Consider the following 15,825-nt stretch of genomic DNA (forward strand, 5'->3'; position numbering starts at 1 on the left):
CAGTGAACTATGAGAACAAGTAATGCCTGAGCTAAAAGTTAGTATCAGTGAAACTACACACAAAACTCTGCTAACGATGGTGGAGGACTCTGGTGAGACAATTCAATCAGTTTTAGATCGAGCTATTGAAAATTATCGCAGGTCTTTGTTTCTGACACGAGCCAATGAAGCTTTCACTGTTTTAAGGCAGAATGAAACACTGTGGCAAGAAGAGATTTCTGAGAGACAGTTATGGGAGCAAACTATAGCGGACGGGGTTGAAGGTTAGTGGCAAAAATCGCTAGAGGGGAGATATGGCTAGTAGACCTTAATCCTGTGCGGGGTCATGAACAAGCAGGAAAACGCCCTTGTTTAATTATTTCGGTGGATCTATTTAATCAAGGTGCATCTGGTTTAGTAGTTGTGTTACCAATTACATCTAAAGATAAAGGAATCCCCTTTCACGTAAAAATTGACTCTCCAGAGGGAGGGATGAAAACCCAAAGTTTTATTAAATGTGAAGACGTTAGATCAATCTCTGTGGAACGTCTGGATAAGTGTTGGGGAAATGTATCTTCAGAGACACTAGCAGAAGTGGAAGACAGACTGAAAATTTTGATGGGATTGTAGTTTATTGCTGACTATTTAAAACAAAATTGCGATCGCACTCCTCTAGTTTATCTCTTGCGTTAGCGAAGCTTACCGTATCCCTTACGGGAGCCGTAGGCATAGGTATCGCTTCCCTCATCGCACTCATACATAATAAAAAAGGCGGATTATTTTTAGACAAAATCAGCAAAAATTATTCCTATATCCTTGCATTTTTAACAATTGATTAGTCGGCTAACTTAGACAACCAACTTAGAGCCTGTAAGAGCCACCTGAACTCTTTTTTGGACTTGTTCATATTCTTTCAGCACATTGGCTTTCATGCTTTTGTCAGCAGCATCTATTCGAGTTTTAAGAGTTTCTATTCGCTCCTCAAGCGATAGATTCTTCAAGAAGTCAACTTTAATCAGATTTGACTCACCTTTTAACCAAGCAAGTACAAACTGAAGTTTTTTGCTCGTCATGGGAAGAGTTCTTGATTTGGCGATTTTGCTCTCAATGGCTACAATTATATCTGAGTTAGCATAAAGTCTAAGACCATTTTTTCTTCTCGAAAAGTCTAAGCCCTGAACTATCTCTGTGATCATATACTTAGACAATCCATGCTCTATTAAATCTTCTTGGGTAACAATGCGAGGTATGTTGTCCATAATTTACTACTCTCCCAAGCTGCGTAGTTAAGCCCCTGTCGAATATCTTCATCTTCTAATTCTGGATAAGCTGCTAAAACTTCCTGAACCGAAAGGTTACTAGCCAGCAATTTCAGGACAAAACCCACAGTAATCCGCATTCCTCGAATTGTTGGTTGTCCAAGGCAAACATTAGGATTAATAGTAATGCGATCTAATTGAGCCAGCACGGTGGGACTCCTGAAATATAAAAATTCTTTCTCCATTTTTACATACAACAGGCAAATTGATAAAAAAGTCAATTAGCTTTAACTAGCTAAAGCAGGAATCTTCAAAGGTACAAGAGCTTTATGCAGTACACTAGGTTTTGCACTTAAATACACCTCGCGGCAATTACTCTCGTTATATCCAACCACAACCGCACCTACAGTTGTACCAATTTCTGGATACATTTCTTGACTCATCCCCCCTTCATCTAAAAAGTCAGGGATTTTGATCAACCCTTTAACTAAAGAATCATCAATATTGACAAAAACGCCAAAGGGTGCATGAAACTCAACTTTGCCCTGTACAAACTGACCTAGCTTATATTTAGATTTAATATTTTCCCAACTTGTACTATCCATAAAAAATTATCTTCACCCAAGTTGCTAGTTACTTTTATCCTACTCTTAAATTACCTAAATTTTTAATAACGAACCACAGAGGCACAGAGAACACAGAGAAAAAACATGAGTAATTTTGGAATGGGAAGGAAGTATCAAGTCGAGGTTTGTACAAGTGATGATACGTAATTAGTGAGAAAATCCCACTCTTCATCCTGTAAATCCTTAAATCCTGGTTATCCTGATTCTGAAAGTTTCTCCCATACAACAGGCTTGATAAAAAAGTCAATTAGTCTTAATTTTAGTTACAGTTAGATAACAAATAAATCGTGAGGGGTGATACTATGCGTGTTTTGCTAGTTTATCCAATATTTCCAAGCACCTTTTGGTCTTATGAGAAAATTCTGGCGCTAGTTGACAGAAAGGTTTTGTTGCCACCATTGGGTTTGGTGACGGTAGCGGCAATTTTGCCCCAAGAGTGGGAGTTTAAGCTTGTAGATCGTAACATCCGCGCCGCTACAGAAGAAGAATGGGCATGGGCAGATATGGTGATTTTCTCCGCCATGATTGTCCAAAAACAAGACTTACTTGAGCAAATTCGGGAAGCGAAACGACGGGGTAAGCTGGTGGCTTTGGGTGGTCCTTATCCTACCTCTACACCCCATGAAGTGGAAGCAGCAGGGGCAGATTACCTGATTCTTGATGAAGGGGAACTGACTTTACCCATGTTTGTGGAAGCTGTGCAACGGGGGGACAAATCGGGAGTTTTCCGGGCTGCTGAAAAACCTGATGTTACTAGTACACCTATTCCCCGCTTTGATTTATTAGAGTTTAATGCCTATGATATGATGTCGGTGCAGTTTTCCCGGGGTTGTCCCTTCCAGTGCGAATTTTGCGACATCATTGTTTTATATGGACGCAAACCCCGAACTAAAACACCTGCACAACTGTTAGCCGAATTAGATTATCTCTATGATTTGGGTTGGCGGCGGGGTGTGTTTATGGTGGATGATAACTTTATTGGCAACAAGCGAAATGTGAAGTTGTTGCTGAAAGAGTTAAAAGTTTGGATGGAAGATCATCAATATCCGTTCAATTTCGATACCGAAGCTTCCATTGATTTGGCACAAGACCAAGAAATGATGGAGTTGATGGTTGATTGTGGCTTTAAAGCGGTATTTTTGGGGATTGAAACCCCAGATGAAGATAGTTTACAACTAACTAAGAAGTTTCAAAATACTCGCAGTTCCTTAACTGAGTCCGTGGAAACCATTATTAAGGCTGGACTGCGGCCAATGGCTGGGTTTATTATTGGTTTTGATGGTGAAAAAGCGGGTGCAGGCGATCGCATTGTCCGTTTTGCTGAACTCGCAGCTATTCCTTCTACTACCTTTGCCATGTTACAGGCGTTACCCAATACTGCGCTGTGGCATCGTTTAACCAAAGAAGGTAGATTGCGAGAAAACCAAGACGGGAACATCAATCAAACTACATTGATGAATTTTATTCCTACCCGTCCCCTAGAAGAATTGGCTAGGGAATATGTGGAAGCCTTCTGTGCTTTATATGACCCAGTTGCTTATTTAGATCGCACCTATCGCTGTTTTATGATGTTAGGTTCTCCCAAGTGGACAGCACCGGCAAAAACCCCAGAATGGGTAGTTGTCAGAGCCTTACTAATTGTAATTTGGCGACAAGGATTTAAACGCCAAACTCGCTGGAAATTCTGGCATCACTTCTTTAGTATTCTCAAGCATAATCCCAAGGTAATCGAACAATATGTTTCTACCTGCGCCCACATTGAGCATTTTATGGAATATCGGCAAATTGTCCGCGATGAAATCGAAAGTCAATTAGCTGCTTATTTAGCCCAAGGTGCAGAAACACCTTATGTACCAGTGAAGGAAAAAGTCGAAGCTGTAGTTTAATAATAACTAGATCCTCTAGATCCCCGACTTCTCTAAGAAGTCGGGGATCTATTTTATTTTGCGATCGGCAAAGTCACTGTAAAAGTTGAACCTACTCCTACTTGACTATTAACTGTAATTTCCCCTCTGTGGGCTATAATGCACTGTTGGACGATTGTTAGTCCTAGACCACTACCAGGAATTATGCCCACATTTTCTCCCCGGTGAAATGGTTGAAATAATTGTTTTTGGTCTGCTTCTGTAATCCCAATTCCCTGATCTTGAAATTTTAAAATTACAGATTGTTTCTGTTTGATGATTTCAAATAAAACTGTACCTTGGGGAATTGAATATTTAATGGCATTATTGAGTAAATTACTAATAATATGCTTGAGGAGGGTTTCATCCCCAGAAAATTCCAAACAGTGTTCAGAACTGGTAAAAATTAAGTTCAATTGTTTTTCTTGGGCAGATAATTGAGATTGTTGTACTACAGCAATTTCCAATCTTATGAGGTACATCTTAGCCCCCTCATCGCTTGCGGGGAGGGGGTTGGGGGTGGGGTTCTTGTTCCGGGTTTGATGACAATTTGCTGTAATTCAGAGCATAAATTTTCTAAGTTGAGTATGTGTGGTTGGTATACTAATTGACCGGAATCAGATTTACCAATTAATGAAGCTTCATCTAATAAATTTGATACATTTTTAATAGCAGAACGAATCAGTTGTAAATGATTGATTTCTTGATCATTTATCAGTGCTTGATTATGCCTTTCTAGTAATCCTGCTGCTAGGAGGATAGTATTTAAAGGATTACGAATATCATGGGAAAGCGTGGAAACAAATTCAGATTTAAGCTGATTAATTTCTTGGAATTTTAAGAGTTCTGTGGTTTTTTCTTCGACTTGAGTTTCTAATGTTTGATTAATTTGATTTAATTGTTCTAAAAATTGTTTGCGTTCTACAGCATATCGCACAGAACGTACCAATGTATCTGGATTTACGTGCCTTTTGACTAGATAATCTTGCGCTCCTTGTCTCACTGCTTCAATGGCTAGTTCTTCATCATTTGTGTTAGTCAGAACTATGATGGGATTGCTAGGATTTTGCTGAAGTAACTGAGGGATGGAAGATAATCCTTGACTGTCAGGAAGGGTCAAATCTAATAAAATTACGTCGTATTTTTGGCTATTTAATTGTTTGATTCCGTCTTGAAGTCTTTGGACGTGAACTAAACCAAAAATTTGAGATTTTGTGAGTTTAATAAACTCTTGTAATAACCTGGCTTCTGCTAAGTTATCTTCAATTAAGAGAATTTTTAGTGTGGAAGTTGCGGTAATCATTTCCTGGTTTTACCTTTTGCGAGTTCTTGGTTAAATAGACTTTTATTAGATTAGTTTTCAAGGATATATTGAATGTAGTAGTATCCACTTATAGGAGATATAAAATTTACAGCAAGAGCCAGAAAGTAAAAGACTATTCTTTCTTCTTCCTGACTCCTGAGTGGGCGCAGGCCCTGCGCCCCTACCTCCTGATTCGGTAGTTTTATTCTAATGGTAAGGTAACGGTAGAAAACCAAAATTTCTCAATACTCTGGATGATTTGGAATAATTGACTCAGGTTACGAGATTTGGTAATATAGCAATTAGCGTGTAAGTCGTAACTATGGAAAATGTCATCTTGATTTTTTGAGGTTGTTAAAATGACGACGGGAATGCGTTTGAGTTGAGGATCGGATTTAATTTCTGCTAATACCTCTCTACCATCTTTTCTGGGTAAATTTAAGTCTAATAAAATCAAGTCAGGACGTGGTGCGTTAGCATATTCTCCTTCTTGATGGAGGTAATTCATAGCTTCTACACCGTCCCTAACTGTGATTACTTGATGAGGTAATAAACTGGTTTTTAATGCTTCTTGAATGAGACGAATATCAGCCTTATTGTCCTCCACTAAAAAGATAATTTTGTGTGTTTCTGCCATTTTGACGCTCATGATCACAACCTCTGACGGGAATTGTAAAGTAAAAGGTCGCACCCCGACCGAGTTGTGACTCTACCCAGATTCGTCCACGATGACATTCAATTATTTTCTGACAAATAGCCAAACCTATTCCTGTACCCGGATATTTATCTCTGGTGTGTAGACGTTGAAAGATAGTAAAAATGCGATCGCTAAATTTCGGATCTAACCCAATTCCGTTATCTTGAATTGAAAATAACCATTCATCTTCTAATCTTTTCGCACTAATATGAATCCTTGGTGACTGACTACTGCGGAATTTGATTGCGTTACCAATGAGGTTCAAAAATAGCTGGATTAATTGTGTTTCATCAGCCATAACTGTGGGTAAGGGATCATGGGTAATAATTGCGCCGGTTTCCACAATGCGTTGACGTAAATTCTTCAAAGTCCGATTTAAAACTGTTTCGACTGCGGTAACTTGAAAAACAATTCCTAATTTATCTACGTTGGAGTATACGAGTACGTCATCAATTAACGTCTGCATTAAAATTACACCTTCGACAACATAACCAATAAATTCTTTTGCATCTGCGTCTAGTTCTGCTTCATAGCGCATTTCCAAAAGTTGCACATAATTGGCTACTTGATTTAATGGTTCTTGCAAATCATGGGAAGCGACATAGGCAAATTTTCTCAATTCTGCATTAGAACGTTTTAAATCTTCAGCTAATTGAGCTAATTCTTCAGCTTGACGGAGGATAATATTAATGATTGATTTTCGCAATTCTAATGCAGTTTGAATTTCTACATTTTGCCAGGGTAAGGATGTTAATTGAACTATTTCTTTCCATAAATCAAATGATTTGCGGGGAGACAAATGGACATTTCCTGCGGATTCATCAACTGAAAAAGCCTGATGGGGATTTCCACCCCAATTCACAGTTTGAATCATTTCTGGTCGAAACCATAATACATAATTTTTCCCAGAAATGGGGATAGCTAATAAACCACTCGCAACATTTTTAAAGCTAATCGCGTCTGGATAGATCTGCGGTAAAGAATCGGTGAAAAATACCTCGTCTTCTCCATTGTTTCTCAGCCATTCTCCTAAAAAATTCAATTCTTCTTCTTGAGGAGTATTCCCAATTAGAGTATATTTTCCACCAAAATAGATGGCTGCACCTTCAGCATTAGTTAAATTGAGCAGATTTATTTGATTTTTGACTAAACCATCAATAAAGTTCGGTTCTTGAGACATATATTCAACCAATAGTGATTGAATCTGGTTTAAATTTAGCTGATAGTCGTAATCTTCAGTTTCTTCTTTGCCAGAAATTTCTGAAAATATGATTCTTCCTAAAAATTCACAAGCTTTTCGTAATTCATAGGAAACATATTTGGGTGATTGATGATGACAAGCAATTAAACCCCAAAGTTTATGATCCTTAATTAAGGAAATTGTCAAAGATGCAGCCACGCCCATATTATGTAAATATTCTAGATGACATGGTGCAGCACTTCTGAGAATTGAATTAGTTAAATCAATGGGTTTGCCGCTAACTGGGTTAATTCTAGGGAAAAGTTCGGCTGATGATTGAATATTTGTATCGGGAATAACTCTAATAGAATTTTCTAGAAATAATTGTCGTGCTGGCTGAGGAATATCTGACTCTGGATAATGTAATCCTAAATAAGATGATAAAGTAGTTATTTTTTCTTCAGCAATCACAGAACCATGTCCATCATCACAGAATTTATATAACATTACTCTGTCAAATCCGGTCATTTTGCGAATTTCTTGCACAATGATTTGACTAAAATCACGGAGGCTTTTACTTTTTTCTAACCGATTAATCGAGGCTTGAGCTAAATGATAAAAACTTAAAAAGGGAATATTTTCTTGAGATGCCGTAGGTTCTAATTCTAAGATTAAAAATCCTTCAGAGTTACGATAGAAAGTGGCATCAAATATTGTATATTCATCCCCTTGTTTCCTAATCCAAATTTTTGTAGGATTAATAAAATCCAGATTTTCTTCTGACAACCAAAATTTAATTTTCTGGATTTGGTAAGGATCTAGTAAATCTTCCAACTCCTTTTGGATAATATCTTCTGGAGATATGCCAAAAGTGCTGAAAGTATTGCGACTAACTTGTAATATTTGTAAATCTGGCTCTTGTAAGACCAACAAAATGCCGTGCGGCTGAATTTCACTAACCAAATGTATGGGTGCTTCTTTTAAGCTAGTGATATTAATATGCTGCTGCTTGACATTGATATCCATAAAACCCTTCCCTTATCATTTTAGAGCATAAAATCTGTAGATTTAATCTAAACGCCTCATACCTATAAAAATTTTTTTAGTACCTTTGATAGTGGCAAAGCTCATAGTTATAGTTGCTAATACCTGCTATTCTGACACAGAAGGACTAACTCTTTCCAAATATATAGATAAGAAATGTAAAAGGTCAGATGATTAAATCCGCAGTCTTTGTGTATATATATTAAGCAATTTCAATTTTATGTGTGGCTACACAAAATTATGAAATTAATTAATTCATTAATTCATCCGTATTTATCTGCGTTTATCTGCGTTTATCTGCGTTCAATTTTCCACCATTTTTACTTTTAACTAAATCCAAGAACTAAACCACATCCGCATTCTATATCCATCAGGAGAGATAGGTAAACCTAAATAAATAGGCATCCAGAAAATGAAAGCAGCGACAATGATAAAAGTTATAGTCACACCTACTGCCCGAATTTGCCGATGATAACTCAGCAGACATTGATCAACAACCCAAGCGATCGCTATAAATGTAAATACAACCGCAGACATATAATGATAGATAAAAACACACCTTGTTACCTCCACCCAAGGGAGGAGATTAGCCCCATAATTTATGACTAAAAATAAGCCAATCCAAGTATCAACGCCGAGATTTTTCGGGATAAATAACCGCTTTTTTTCAATTATCGGCATCGTAATTGTGATGATTACCATACCAATTAGAAAGATCATTGCAGCTAAACCAAACCACCATAGAAAAGGATTCCCAATAGCATGAACATCATAAATTACTTTACCAGCACCATCAGGTAAGGGCGGTCCAAATACAGGTAAGGAATCCTTGGTACTTTGAGCAGTTTGATAATAATAAGCCATTGGTCGAGTTAACAATGGCCATTTATACCATGCAGCACAATAAGGATGAACGCTAGGACTATTACCACCTAATTGCAGATGAAAGTGTAAAATTTGTTTATGAACTTCAATAAATCCATATCTTTTATCTAGTTGGAGGTGAGGAATCCAAATCAGACTATAAATAACTGCGGGAATAATTCCTAAATAAGAACCCATTTGCCAAATATTTATTTTTGTCAGATTTTGCAAGGGTGATTTTATAGTATCCGTTGGGGAATTATTGGCAGAATTAAAAAACCGTAAGTAAGAAAATAATGGACTACGAGATGGATGATCTTCATGTTGCAACCAGCGAATTATCCAGGCTGCTATCCATACACCATAAGCACCCGCTAAAAACCATAAACCATTCCATTTTGTACCAATAGAAGCACCAAAACTAATACCAGAGAGAATTAACCACAACCAACGGTTTTGTTTTTGCTGATCTAATGCCAACAATAATAACCATTGTCCGAGTAAACCAAAGATAACTATATAAACATTACTTAAAGCATAACGAGATTCTACTAAAAATAATCCATCACAGGCTGTAAAAAATCCTGCTAACAAAGCAAACCGATGACGATAACTAAATTGATAAGTTAATAAAGTCACGATTACGGGAATTAATGAACCAGTGAGCGCATTTACCCACCGATAATTCCAAGGAGATAATAAAGAATCTGTGAGACTATTGACAGTATCTCGACCAATAGGAATGTATTGACTCATCCAAATCCCTAACCCAATCAGATATTGACTTAATGGTGGATGAGCATTAAAAAATGGTGTATGGGTCAGATAGTTGTTACCAAATTTAGCAAAATAAACTTCATCAAATACTAAAGTATTAAATCTGCTTAGTCCCCAAAAACGTAAGCTCAAGGAAAGTAGAAATATGCTTATTATGCCTAATCGAAACCAAGTTTTTTTCATGATGTTCTTCAGGGGTTTTTCGAGTTAGATCCCCGACTTCTCTAAGAAGTCGGGGATCTTGTTGTCCACAAATATAGAATAATAGCTCTAATACAGTCAAAAAACTTAATCTACTATGTCACAATTAGAACGACTGCTAAAAATGGCAGAAGATGAACTTACGGAGTATAGCACTGATGCCCGCAAAATGGAAAAACTCCGCCGCAAGATTAGTCTATCAGTACCATTAGCAGAACAGAGGCAACTAAAAGCGACATTATTAGCTACAATACCATCTGGTAAAATTGCAGAAATTGTGGAAGAGCAAAGACAAACCGTAGCTTTGCCATTTTGGGGAATTGCTGGTTTGGGTTTGTTATTGGGTATTTCCCTGAATCAACCCATTGGCTTATTAGCAGCTATTGGGGGGACTGTAGCAGCCTTTAGGATTCAGAAATGGGGTTGGCAATTACAGGCAAATCGCCTATTATTGCGGACATTGGAAGATATTGAAACCCGGATTTCTCAACCTAGCACCGCAAGGCGGAAATAAAAAGTCAAAAGTCAAAAGTCAAAACGAAGACAGTAAGGCTTTTTAACAATTTAGAATGGTTGGTTTATTTACGCCGTGTTGTACTAAGTAGGTAAACAAAATAAAAATGAGGGGTATTGCGTTTTGTAAAATGGCTGAAACCCAATCAGAATCTCGCATTGAGACAACTTTACATACCGTTATATACCTTTAAATTTTTCTGTTCACCTACTTAGTAATTGAGTACAAACAACAAATTAATTGAGGAGATAGAAGTTATGACAAAGTATGATTATATTTTCAAATCGAAAGAGACGATCAAAGAATCATTAAATGCACAAGAAGCGGTAGCGGCAATCGCTGTAATTACAACAATAGTTGATTCTGGCAGTGAAGACATAGATGCCGAAAGTTTAGCTGATATTCTTTGGGAGTTTGAGATATTTGATGAATACTCAGAAGAAGAAATGCTAGAAACGGTGGATAGACTCATAGAAATTGCCGGAGAGGTGGGATTAGGTTCTTTGTTTAATGCTGCTAATGCGGCGATTTCTGGTGAAGCAGTTTTAGATGGTTTTGCGGCTGGAGTGATTATGCTTTTAGATGCGGAAAATTTAATTATCCCGGCAAATAAAAAGGTTTTCCTGAAACAACTACAAATAGCTTTAGAACTGGATGATGAAGAAGCAGAAGAAATTATCAAAGAGATAATTTCCTCAATAGAAGCTGGGGATGAGGAGGAATATGTCGAGGAAGAATATGAAGCAGTTATTTTCAATGAAGATGGTGAACAATTTTATCAATCACCTTTGGGTAACTTTATAGTTCCTATTCCTGTAAATTCTGAACAGGGAGGAACACTGCAAACTGAGGAAGGAATGGTGAGTTTTTCGGACGATACTGGGACTTTACTCAGAATTGATTATTATCCTCTCTCCCTAGAAGAAATTGATGATCTAGAATCCCAAGAAGATGAGGTATATCTGCATAGAGTTTTGGTGGATAAATATGTCCCTCAAGCCATTATTTCTCATGTTCCTACGGCGGAAGTGAAATATAAAGAATATTGGCAAGATACTTTAGAAACTTATTACTATGTATTAGTAAATATGCCTCAAGGTTCAACTATATCCAAGCAGGAAACTAATGGCAATAATGGCATAAGATTAGATGCCTATAGAGGATTGCTGTCTTTTGTCAATAATGAATGTTTGTATATAGTTAGTAGTCAACGCAGCTTTTTAAATGGTGAAATATCTGGTTCTGTGAAGGAAGAAGCGAAGAAAATGAAAAAAGCTATTTTAGATTTTGTGCGTACGATTGAGTTTGCCTAAATCTAAGGGATAACCCTATTTTGGGCGCAGGTCCTGCGCCCCTAATGGCTTTGGTTATAAAATATTTGGATTTAATGTAGGGGTAGCGCCTCCGTGCCTATCCCGGTATTTGGGACAACCACAGGGGATTTGCCCCTACAAAATTGATTGGTTTAAGTAGGTGAGCGTTGAAAATTGTCGTTATGGCAAGGCAAAAGGCAAGAGGCAAGAGGCAAGAGTGAAAAGGGTTTGGGCGATTTTACATTTCTTTACACAGTTTGGTTTTATTGTGTTCACCTACTTAGTAATTTTGAAAATGTTCAATGAATAGAGTTGGTTGTAGCCAATTTTTTACCGTAACTAATAGCAATAAAGCCGGTTACATACATAAACAAACTGTAAACCGCAGCCGGTACTGCCATATCAGGATTGTTGAGTAGTCCAGCCGTAATTGCGATCGCTAATGTGCCATTCTGAATACCAACCTCGATGGCAATGCAGATTTGTTGAGGAGGATTGGGAACAAGAACCCCACCCCCAACCCCCTCCCCGCAAGCGATGAGGGGGCTAAGATGTACCTCATAAGATTGGAAATTGCTGTATGATTAGCGATCGCAAATTTAATAACCTGCAATTCTGATGTAACCTGGAATGGTGCGTTACGCTGTCGCTAACACACCCTACTTTTGCACCTTATTTAATTCACATTCCTTAGCGATCGCATAGGACACAATTGCGAGAAACTAAGAACAGGTCTATTGAAAATAAGGAGAATCTCATGGCTTGGACTCAAGTTTTAGCTGCTAACGCACTGGCTGCTGGTGCGCGGGAAGTAGTTAAAGTGGGCGATCGCAAGATCTTACTCTTAAACCACGAAAATCAGCTTTATGCTGTAGATGATACCTGCCCTCACTTAAAAATGTCTTTGAAGAAAGGAAAAATTGAAGATGGGGCGATAGTTTGTCCCTTCCACCGCAGTGCATTTGATTTGGGTAATGGTGAAGTCAAAACTTGGTGTCCCTTCCCACCCGTAGTTGGTAAATTGCTGTCAATGGTTTCCTCAGAAAAAACCTTACCAACCTATCCTCTGAAAGTGGAAGCAGGCAACATTTTAATTGATGTCTAAGCAGCATCATAGCAAAAGTAGGGGCGCAGGGCCTGCGCCCAAAAATCTGAATTTCACGATCAATTAATATTGTGATTACCTTGTCCGGTTCTCAATTTCTCGTTTCTCTCGTTCCCATACTCTGTATGGGAATGAATTCTCAAAGACTCTGCCTTAAATCATTTTTAGGTACAAAATCTCAATACACAAAGCCAGTTTTACTCCTGAATTCTGCTGTAAGTAGGTGAACACAATAAAACCAAACTGTGTAAAGAAACGTAAAATCGCCCAAACCCTCTTCACTCTTGCCTCTTGCCTCTTGCCTTTTGCCTTGCCATAACGACAATTTTCAACGCCAACCTACTTAACTGATTTCTGAATATTTAGTAATCATTGTTTTCACATTTAATAAATGTTCTTCAACAATTTCAGGAACTTCAGTATTGGTTTCAATAATTAATTCACCAATCGTATTACTAGCTATTTCATTAATAGCATCAATCAAAAGATTGGGCATAGTAATATTAGCTTCAGCAATTTCTTTAATAGTAGCTTTGGGGTTGTCTTGTTCCAGTATGGCTTTCAAAACCTGAATTTCATAACCGGGGAGATGGTTGAAAAAATTATTCCATTTCGCTGGTAAATTTTCGGTGTGATCAGGTTTCCCATTTATTGGATCTAATGGTTCTAATAATTCATCAAAAGGAAATAAATCTAAATTATTTTCTTCATTATCGGGCAATGTTGAGGGATTGATTGTTTCCACTTGTTGAAGTAATTCCCAAACTTGATTTTGTAATAAATCCCGTTCATCTTGTAAGACAGAAATTTGATTTTGTAGTTGATTAACTTCCATTTTTTGTTCTAATGTCTTATTCTGTAATGATTTGAGCGTATTTTCCAGATTATTTCTAGTTATACCTGTTTCTACTAGTAGATTATTTTGTTTAGTAATTTCCAGTTCTTGATTATGAATTTCTATGCGTAGTTCATAAAGCTTTTCTTCTAGTTGTGGTTTAAGTCTTTCTAACAAAATTACATCATTTTCTAATTCTTTTTTCTGCTGTTTGATTGTATCAATTTGAGGTTGAATTTGGTTGATTTCAGCACGGGAGGCGTGACAATTTAGCTCTAATCGTCGCTTTTCTGCAATCAAATTATTGCAACTATTATTTAGCTCTATATTACTATTTTCTAAATGTGCAAATTCATTTTTAAGATTATAAATTTCGGCTTCAATTTGCTTTTTTTGAGCCGCAAATGTCCCGATATCTCGATGTAAACTATCTCTTTGACTACGACAATCTCCAATTTGGTTTTCTAACTGCTGAGTTTCTGCATACAATAAATTTCTATATTCTTCTAATTGGTGTATTTCTTTGAGAATACGCGATTTTAACCCTTCTATATCTCGAATCCGTCTTTGGAGAGAACCAATCATTTTCCACTCATCATTTCTTCGCCGTTTATCAACGAGAAATGCGGCTGCATAAGTAGCTAATACCGTAATTATTCCCGTAAAAAAGGCTCTAGAAATATCCCAATTAGGAACAAGACTTAAACCAAAACTGACACTAAAAGCGGTTATTCCTAGTACGACTCGATGACTAACTATAGTTGGTTGCATCTTACTAGGTTTTATGGTAGCCAAGTTGTTAGAATTATTAGTAATTAACGTCATTATTCCTCACATTTTCACCAAATACAGCTAAATCTGCCTTTAAAAAGTCAATAAACTGCCTTGCGGTTCTGCCAGAACGACCATTATGACGGGTTGCCCATTGTAAAGCTTTGTATTCTAAATCTTCGGGAGAAATATTAATATTTGCTGCTAGGTGCTGGACTATTTGTAAATAGGTTTTTTGATCTGCGGCTTCAAAAGTTAATGTTAGACCAAAGCGATCGCTAAAAGACAACTTTTCTTGCATTGTATCCCAACCATGAACTTCATTGTTATCCTTGGGGGCTGGTCTATCAGTAAAATATTCCCGGATTAAATGGCGACGGTTAGACGTAGCATATACAACTACATTTTCCGGTCTGGCAGTTACATTTCCCTCTAAAACCACTTTCATTGCTTTAAAACTATTATCATCTTCTTCAAAGGAAAGATCATCTACAAAAATAATAAATTTTTGGGGAACACCTCGCAACAATTCGACAATTTTTGGTAAATCTGGCAATTCTGACTTAGAAACTTCTATTAAGCGCAAGTTTCGATGACTATATTCATTTAATAAAGATTTAACTAAAGAAGACTTACCTGAACCACGACTACCATACAGTAAAACGTGCAATGCAGTTTCGCCTGACAATAAGAACTCTGTGTTTTTGACTAAAGCATCTTTTTGCCACTCGTAACCCACTAATGTAGACAGTTTTACCGCATCAGGACAAGTAATACCAACTAACTGCCCACTTTGCCAACGGAAAGCTCTATATTGGGCAAAGGAACCAGTTCCATATTGCTGATAATAAGCGGCTAAATCTGCTACTGCATCACCCCAATTTGCCAACAGGGGAAGAGATACCATTAAACCCGTTTCTCCTGCTAGGGTTTCCGGTTCTTGATACCAAACCACAGGAGAAATCGGTAAATGCGTCGCCATTTGTACCCACTCACTTAAAACTGCACTATTACATTCATATAAACTTTGTAATATTTGCAAATCATGTTGCACAGCCACTACTAAAGCCGAGGGTAATTGCCTAAACTCCTCTCGTTGTGCCAATTTGCTAAAAGGATTATCCGCAGTCAGAATTTGCTGAATCAGATATTCTTCCCAGGTTTGATGACTGTTGGCTAAAGCTTGGAAATAACTACCGTAAGCCTGGAGGCAATCTCGCCCATCTGCATCAGTATAACGGATGGTTTGTAATAAATTCAGAAACGCTCTGCCTACGTCGCTGTCTAGGACAGATTGGTACAGTAAAAGAGAGGCAGCTTGGCGTTGTAAAAGTTGCACCGCTGTATAAGATATAGTATTTGCCGTCAGCATTGGTAGATGATCCATCAATCAACTGGTTAAAAGGGAACAGGGAACAGAGAACAGGGAACAGGGAACAGAAAAATCAATTGT

General features: G+C 37.5%; 14 protein-coding genes and 2 pseudogenes. 6 read left to right on the forward strand and 10 right to left on the reverse strand.

The genetic code is table 11. The features are described from left to right. Positions 1-22 precede the first annotated feature (22 nt). Together FJR37_RS11105 and FJR37_RS11110 are read left to right on the forward strand one after the other, a co-directional pair. Complete coding sequence (locus FJR37_RS11105; RefSeq protein ID WP_039205304.1) at positions 23-268, forward strand: hypothetical protein; 246 nt, start codon at positions 23-25, stop codon at positions 266-268. Continuing rightward, entirely contained in the window at positions 268-609 is a 342-nt protein-coding gene (locus FJR37_RS11110) for a type II toxin-antitoxin system PemK/MazF family toxin (RefSeq protein ID WP_039205305.1), read from the forward strand. The genes FJR37_RS11105 and FJR37_RS11110 overlap by 1 nt, the downstream gene beginning before the upstream one ends. Before the next feature lie 218 nt (positions 610-827). Here the strand turns inward: FJR37_RS11110 and FJR37_RS11115 are convergent, their stop codons facing one another. The 3 genes from FJR37_RS11115 to FJR37_RS11125 all read right to left on the reverse strand — a co-directional run bounded on the left by FJR37_RS11115 (position 828) and on the right by FJR37_RS11125 (position 1,843). Continuing rightward, positions 828-1,238 (reverse strand): hypothetical protein, encoded by a 411-nt coding sequence (locus FJR37_RS11115; protein ID WP_152608997.1) that lies wholly within the window; start codon positions 1,236-1,238, stop codon positions 828-830. Then, a complete protein-coding gene (locus tag FJR37_RS11120; RefSeq protein ID WP_039205309.1) occupies positions 1,199-1,447 on the reverse strand; it encodes a DUF433 domain-containing protein in 249 nt (82 codons plus the stop codon). The genes FJR37_RS11115 and FJR37_RS11120 overlap by 40 nt, the downstream gene beginning before the upstream one ends. A 78-nt stretch (positions 1,448-1,525) precedes the next feature. Beyond that, positions 1,526-1,843: a S1 RNA-binding domain protein gene (locus tag FJR37_RS11125; protein ID WP_039205311.1), complete on the reverse strand. Its 318-nt coding sequence runs from the start codon at positions 1,841-1,843 to the stop codon at positions 1,526-1,528. A 323-nt stretch (positions 1,844-2,166) separates the two neighbouring features. On the opposite strand from FJR37_RS11125, the gene FJR37_RS11130 reads away from it, so the two are divergent. Then, the gene (locus FJR37_RS11130) at positions 2,167-3,750 is read left to right on the forward strand and encodes a B12-binding domain-containing radical SAM protein (protein ID WP_039205312.1); all 1,584 of its coding nucleotides are present in this window, start codon (positions 2,167-2,169) and stop codon (positions 3,748-3,750) included. A gap of 53 nt (positions 3,751-3,803) precedes the next feature. Here the strand turns inward: FJR37_RS11130 and FJR37_RS27705 are convergent. The 4 genes and pseudogenes from FJR37_RS27705 to FJR37_RS11155 all read right to left on the reverse strand — a co-directional run bounded on the left by FJR37_RS27705 (position 3,804) and on the right by FJR37_RS11155 (position 9,816). After that, positions 3,804-5,071, reverse strand: a pseudogene (locus FJR37_RS27705) (ATP-binding protein). Between the two features lie 202 nt (positions 5,072-5,273). Further along, the gene (locus FJR37_RS11145; RefSeq protein ID WP_027403448.1) at positions 5,274-5,720 is read right to left on the reverse strand and encodes a response regulator; all 447 of its coding nucleotides are present in this window, start codon (positions 5,718-5,720) and stop codon (positions 5,274-5,276) included. Continuing rightward, positions 5,665-7,974 (reverse strand): ATP-binding protein, encoded by a 2,310-nt coding sequence (locus FJR37_RS11150; RefSeq protein ID WP_168466038.1) that lies wholly within the window; start codon positions 7,972-7,974, stop codon positions 5,665-5,667. The genes FJR37_RS11145 and FJR37_RS11150 overlap by 56 nt, the downstream gene beginning before the upstream one ends. Before the next feature lie 348 nt (positions 7,975-8,322). Next, positions 8,323-9,816, reverse strand: coding sequence for a dolichyl-phosphate-mannose--protein mannosyltransferase (locus FJR37_RS11155; RefSeq protein ID WP_168466039.1), 1,494 nt, complete (start codon positions 9,814-9,816; stop codon positions 8,323-8,325). A 115-nt stretch (positions 9,817-9,931) separates the two neighbouring features. Here FJR37_RS11155 and FJR37_RS11160 point away from each other — a divergent pair, with 115 nt between their 5' ends. Both FJR37_RS11160 and FJR37_RS11165 read left to right on the forward strand, forming a co-directional pair. Next, positions 9,932-10,348, forward strand: a complete 417-nt coding sequence (locus tag FJR37_RS11160) for a hypothetical protein (protein WP_039205318.1) — start codon at positions 9,932-9,934, stop codon at positions 10,346-10,348. A 257-nt stretch (positions 10,349-10,605) separates the two neighbouring features. After that, positions 10,606-11,661 (forward strand): tellurite resistance TerB family protein, encoded by a 1,056-nt coding sequence (locus FJR37_RS11165; RefSeq protein WP_039205319.1) that lies wholly within the window; start codon positions 10,606-10,608, stop codon positions 11,659-11,661. A gap of 299 nt (positions 11,662-11,960) precedes the next feature. Here FJR37_RS11165 and FJR37_RS26960 read toward each other — a convergent pair. Beyond that, positions 11,961-12,158: pseudogene (locus tag FJR37_RS26960) on the reverse strand (bile acid:sodium symporter family protein); the annotation flags it as partial. Positions 12,159-12,418: 260 nt separating this feature from the next. On the opposite strand from FJR37_RS26960, the gene FJR37_RS11175 reads away from it, so the two are divergent. Beyond that, on the forward strand, positions 12,419-12,766 hold the full coding sequence (locus FJR37_RS11175) for a Rieske (2Fe-2S) protein (RefSeq protein WP_015080325.1): 348 nt from the start codon (positions 12,419-12,421) through the stop codon (positions 12,764-12,766). A 343-nt stretch (positions 12,767-13,109) separates the two neighbouring features. On the opposite strand, the gene FJR37_RS11180 is transcribed toward FJR37_RS11175, so the two are convergent. Both FJR37_RS11180 and FJR37_RS11185 read right to left on the reverse strand, forming a co-directional pair. Next, positions 13,110-14,426: a tellurite resistance TerB C-terminal domain-containing protein gene (locus FJR37_RS11180; RefSeq protein WP_168466040.1), complete on the reverse strand. Its 1,317-nt coding sequence runs from the start codon at positions 14,424-14,426 to the stop codon at positions 13,110-13,112. Then, complete coding sequence (locus tag FJR37_RS11185; protein WP_039205324.1) at positions 14,410-15,759, reverse strand: ATP-binding protein; 1,350 nt, start codon at positions 15,757-15,759, stop codon at positions 14,410-14,412. Before FJR37_RS11185 ends, FJR37_RS11180 begins: the two co-directional genes overlap by 17 nt. Positions 15,760-15,825 lie beyond the last annotated feature (66 nt).

Source organism: Aphanizomenon sp. UHCC 0183 (assembly GCF_009712065.1).
GTDB classification, from domain to species: Bacteria; Cyanobacteriota; Cyanobacteriia; order Cyanobacteriales; family Nostocaceae; genus Dolichospermum; species Dolichospermum heterosporum.

Coding starts and splice junctions, on each gene's coding strand:
- FJR37_RS11105 (WP_039205304.1), top strand. CDS start 23: ATGCCTGAGCTAAAAGTTAGTATCAGTGAAACTACACACAAAACTCTG.
- FJR37_RS11115 (WP_152608997.1), bottom strand. CDS start 1,238: ATGGACAACATACCTCGCATTGTTACCCAAGAAGATTTAATAGAGCAT.
- FJR37_RS11125 (WP_039205311.1), bottom strand. CDS start 1,843: ATGGATAGTACAAGTTGGGAAAATATTAAATCTAAATATAAGCTAGGT.
- FJR37_RS11130 (WP_039205312.1), top strand. CDS start 2,167: ATGCGTGTTTTGCTAGTTTATCCAATATTTCCAAGCACCTTTTGGTCT.
- FJR37_RS11145 (WP_027403448.1), bottom strand. CDS start 5,720: ATGAGCGTCAAAATGGCAGAAACACACAAAATTATCTTTTTAGTGGAG.
- FJR37_RS11150 (WP_168466038.1), bottom strand. CDS start 7,974: ATGGATATCAATGTCAAGCAGCAGCATATTAATATCACTAGCTTAAAA.
- FJR37_RS11155 (WP_168466039.1), bottom strand. CDS start 9,816: ATGAAAAAAACTTGGTTTCGATTAGGCATAATAAGCATATTTCTACTT.
- FJR37_RS11160 (WP_039205318.1), top strand. CDS start 9,932: ATGTCACAATTAGAACGACTGCTAAAAATGGCAGAAGATGAACTTACG.
- FJR37_RS11165 (WP_039205319.1), top strand. CDS start 10,606: ATGACAAAGTATGATTATATTTTCAAATCGAAAGAGACGATCAAAGAA.
- FJR37_RS11175 (WP_015080325.1), top strand. CDS start 12,419: ATGGCTTGGACTCAAGTTTTAGCTGCTAACGCACTGGCTGCTGGTGCG.
- FJR37_RS11180 (WP_168466040.1), bottom strand. CDS start 14,426: ATGACGTTAATTACTAATAATTCTAACAACTTGGCTACCATAAAACCT.
- FJR37_RS11185 (WP_039205324.1), bottom strand. CDS start 15,759: ATGGATCATCTACCAATGCTGACGGCAAATACTATATCTTATACAGCG.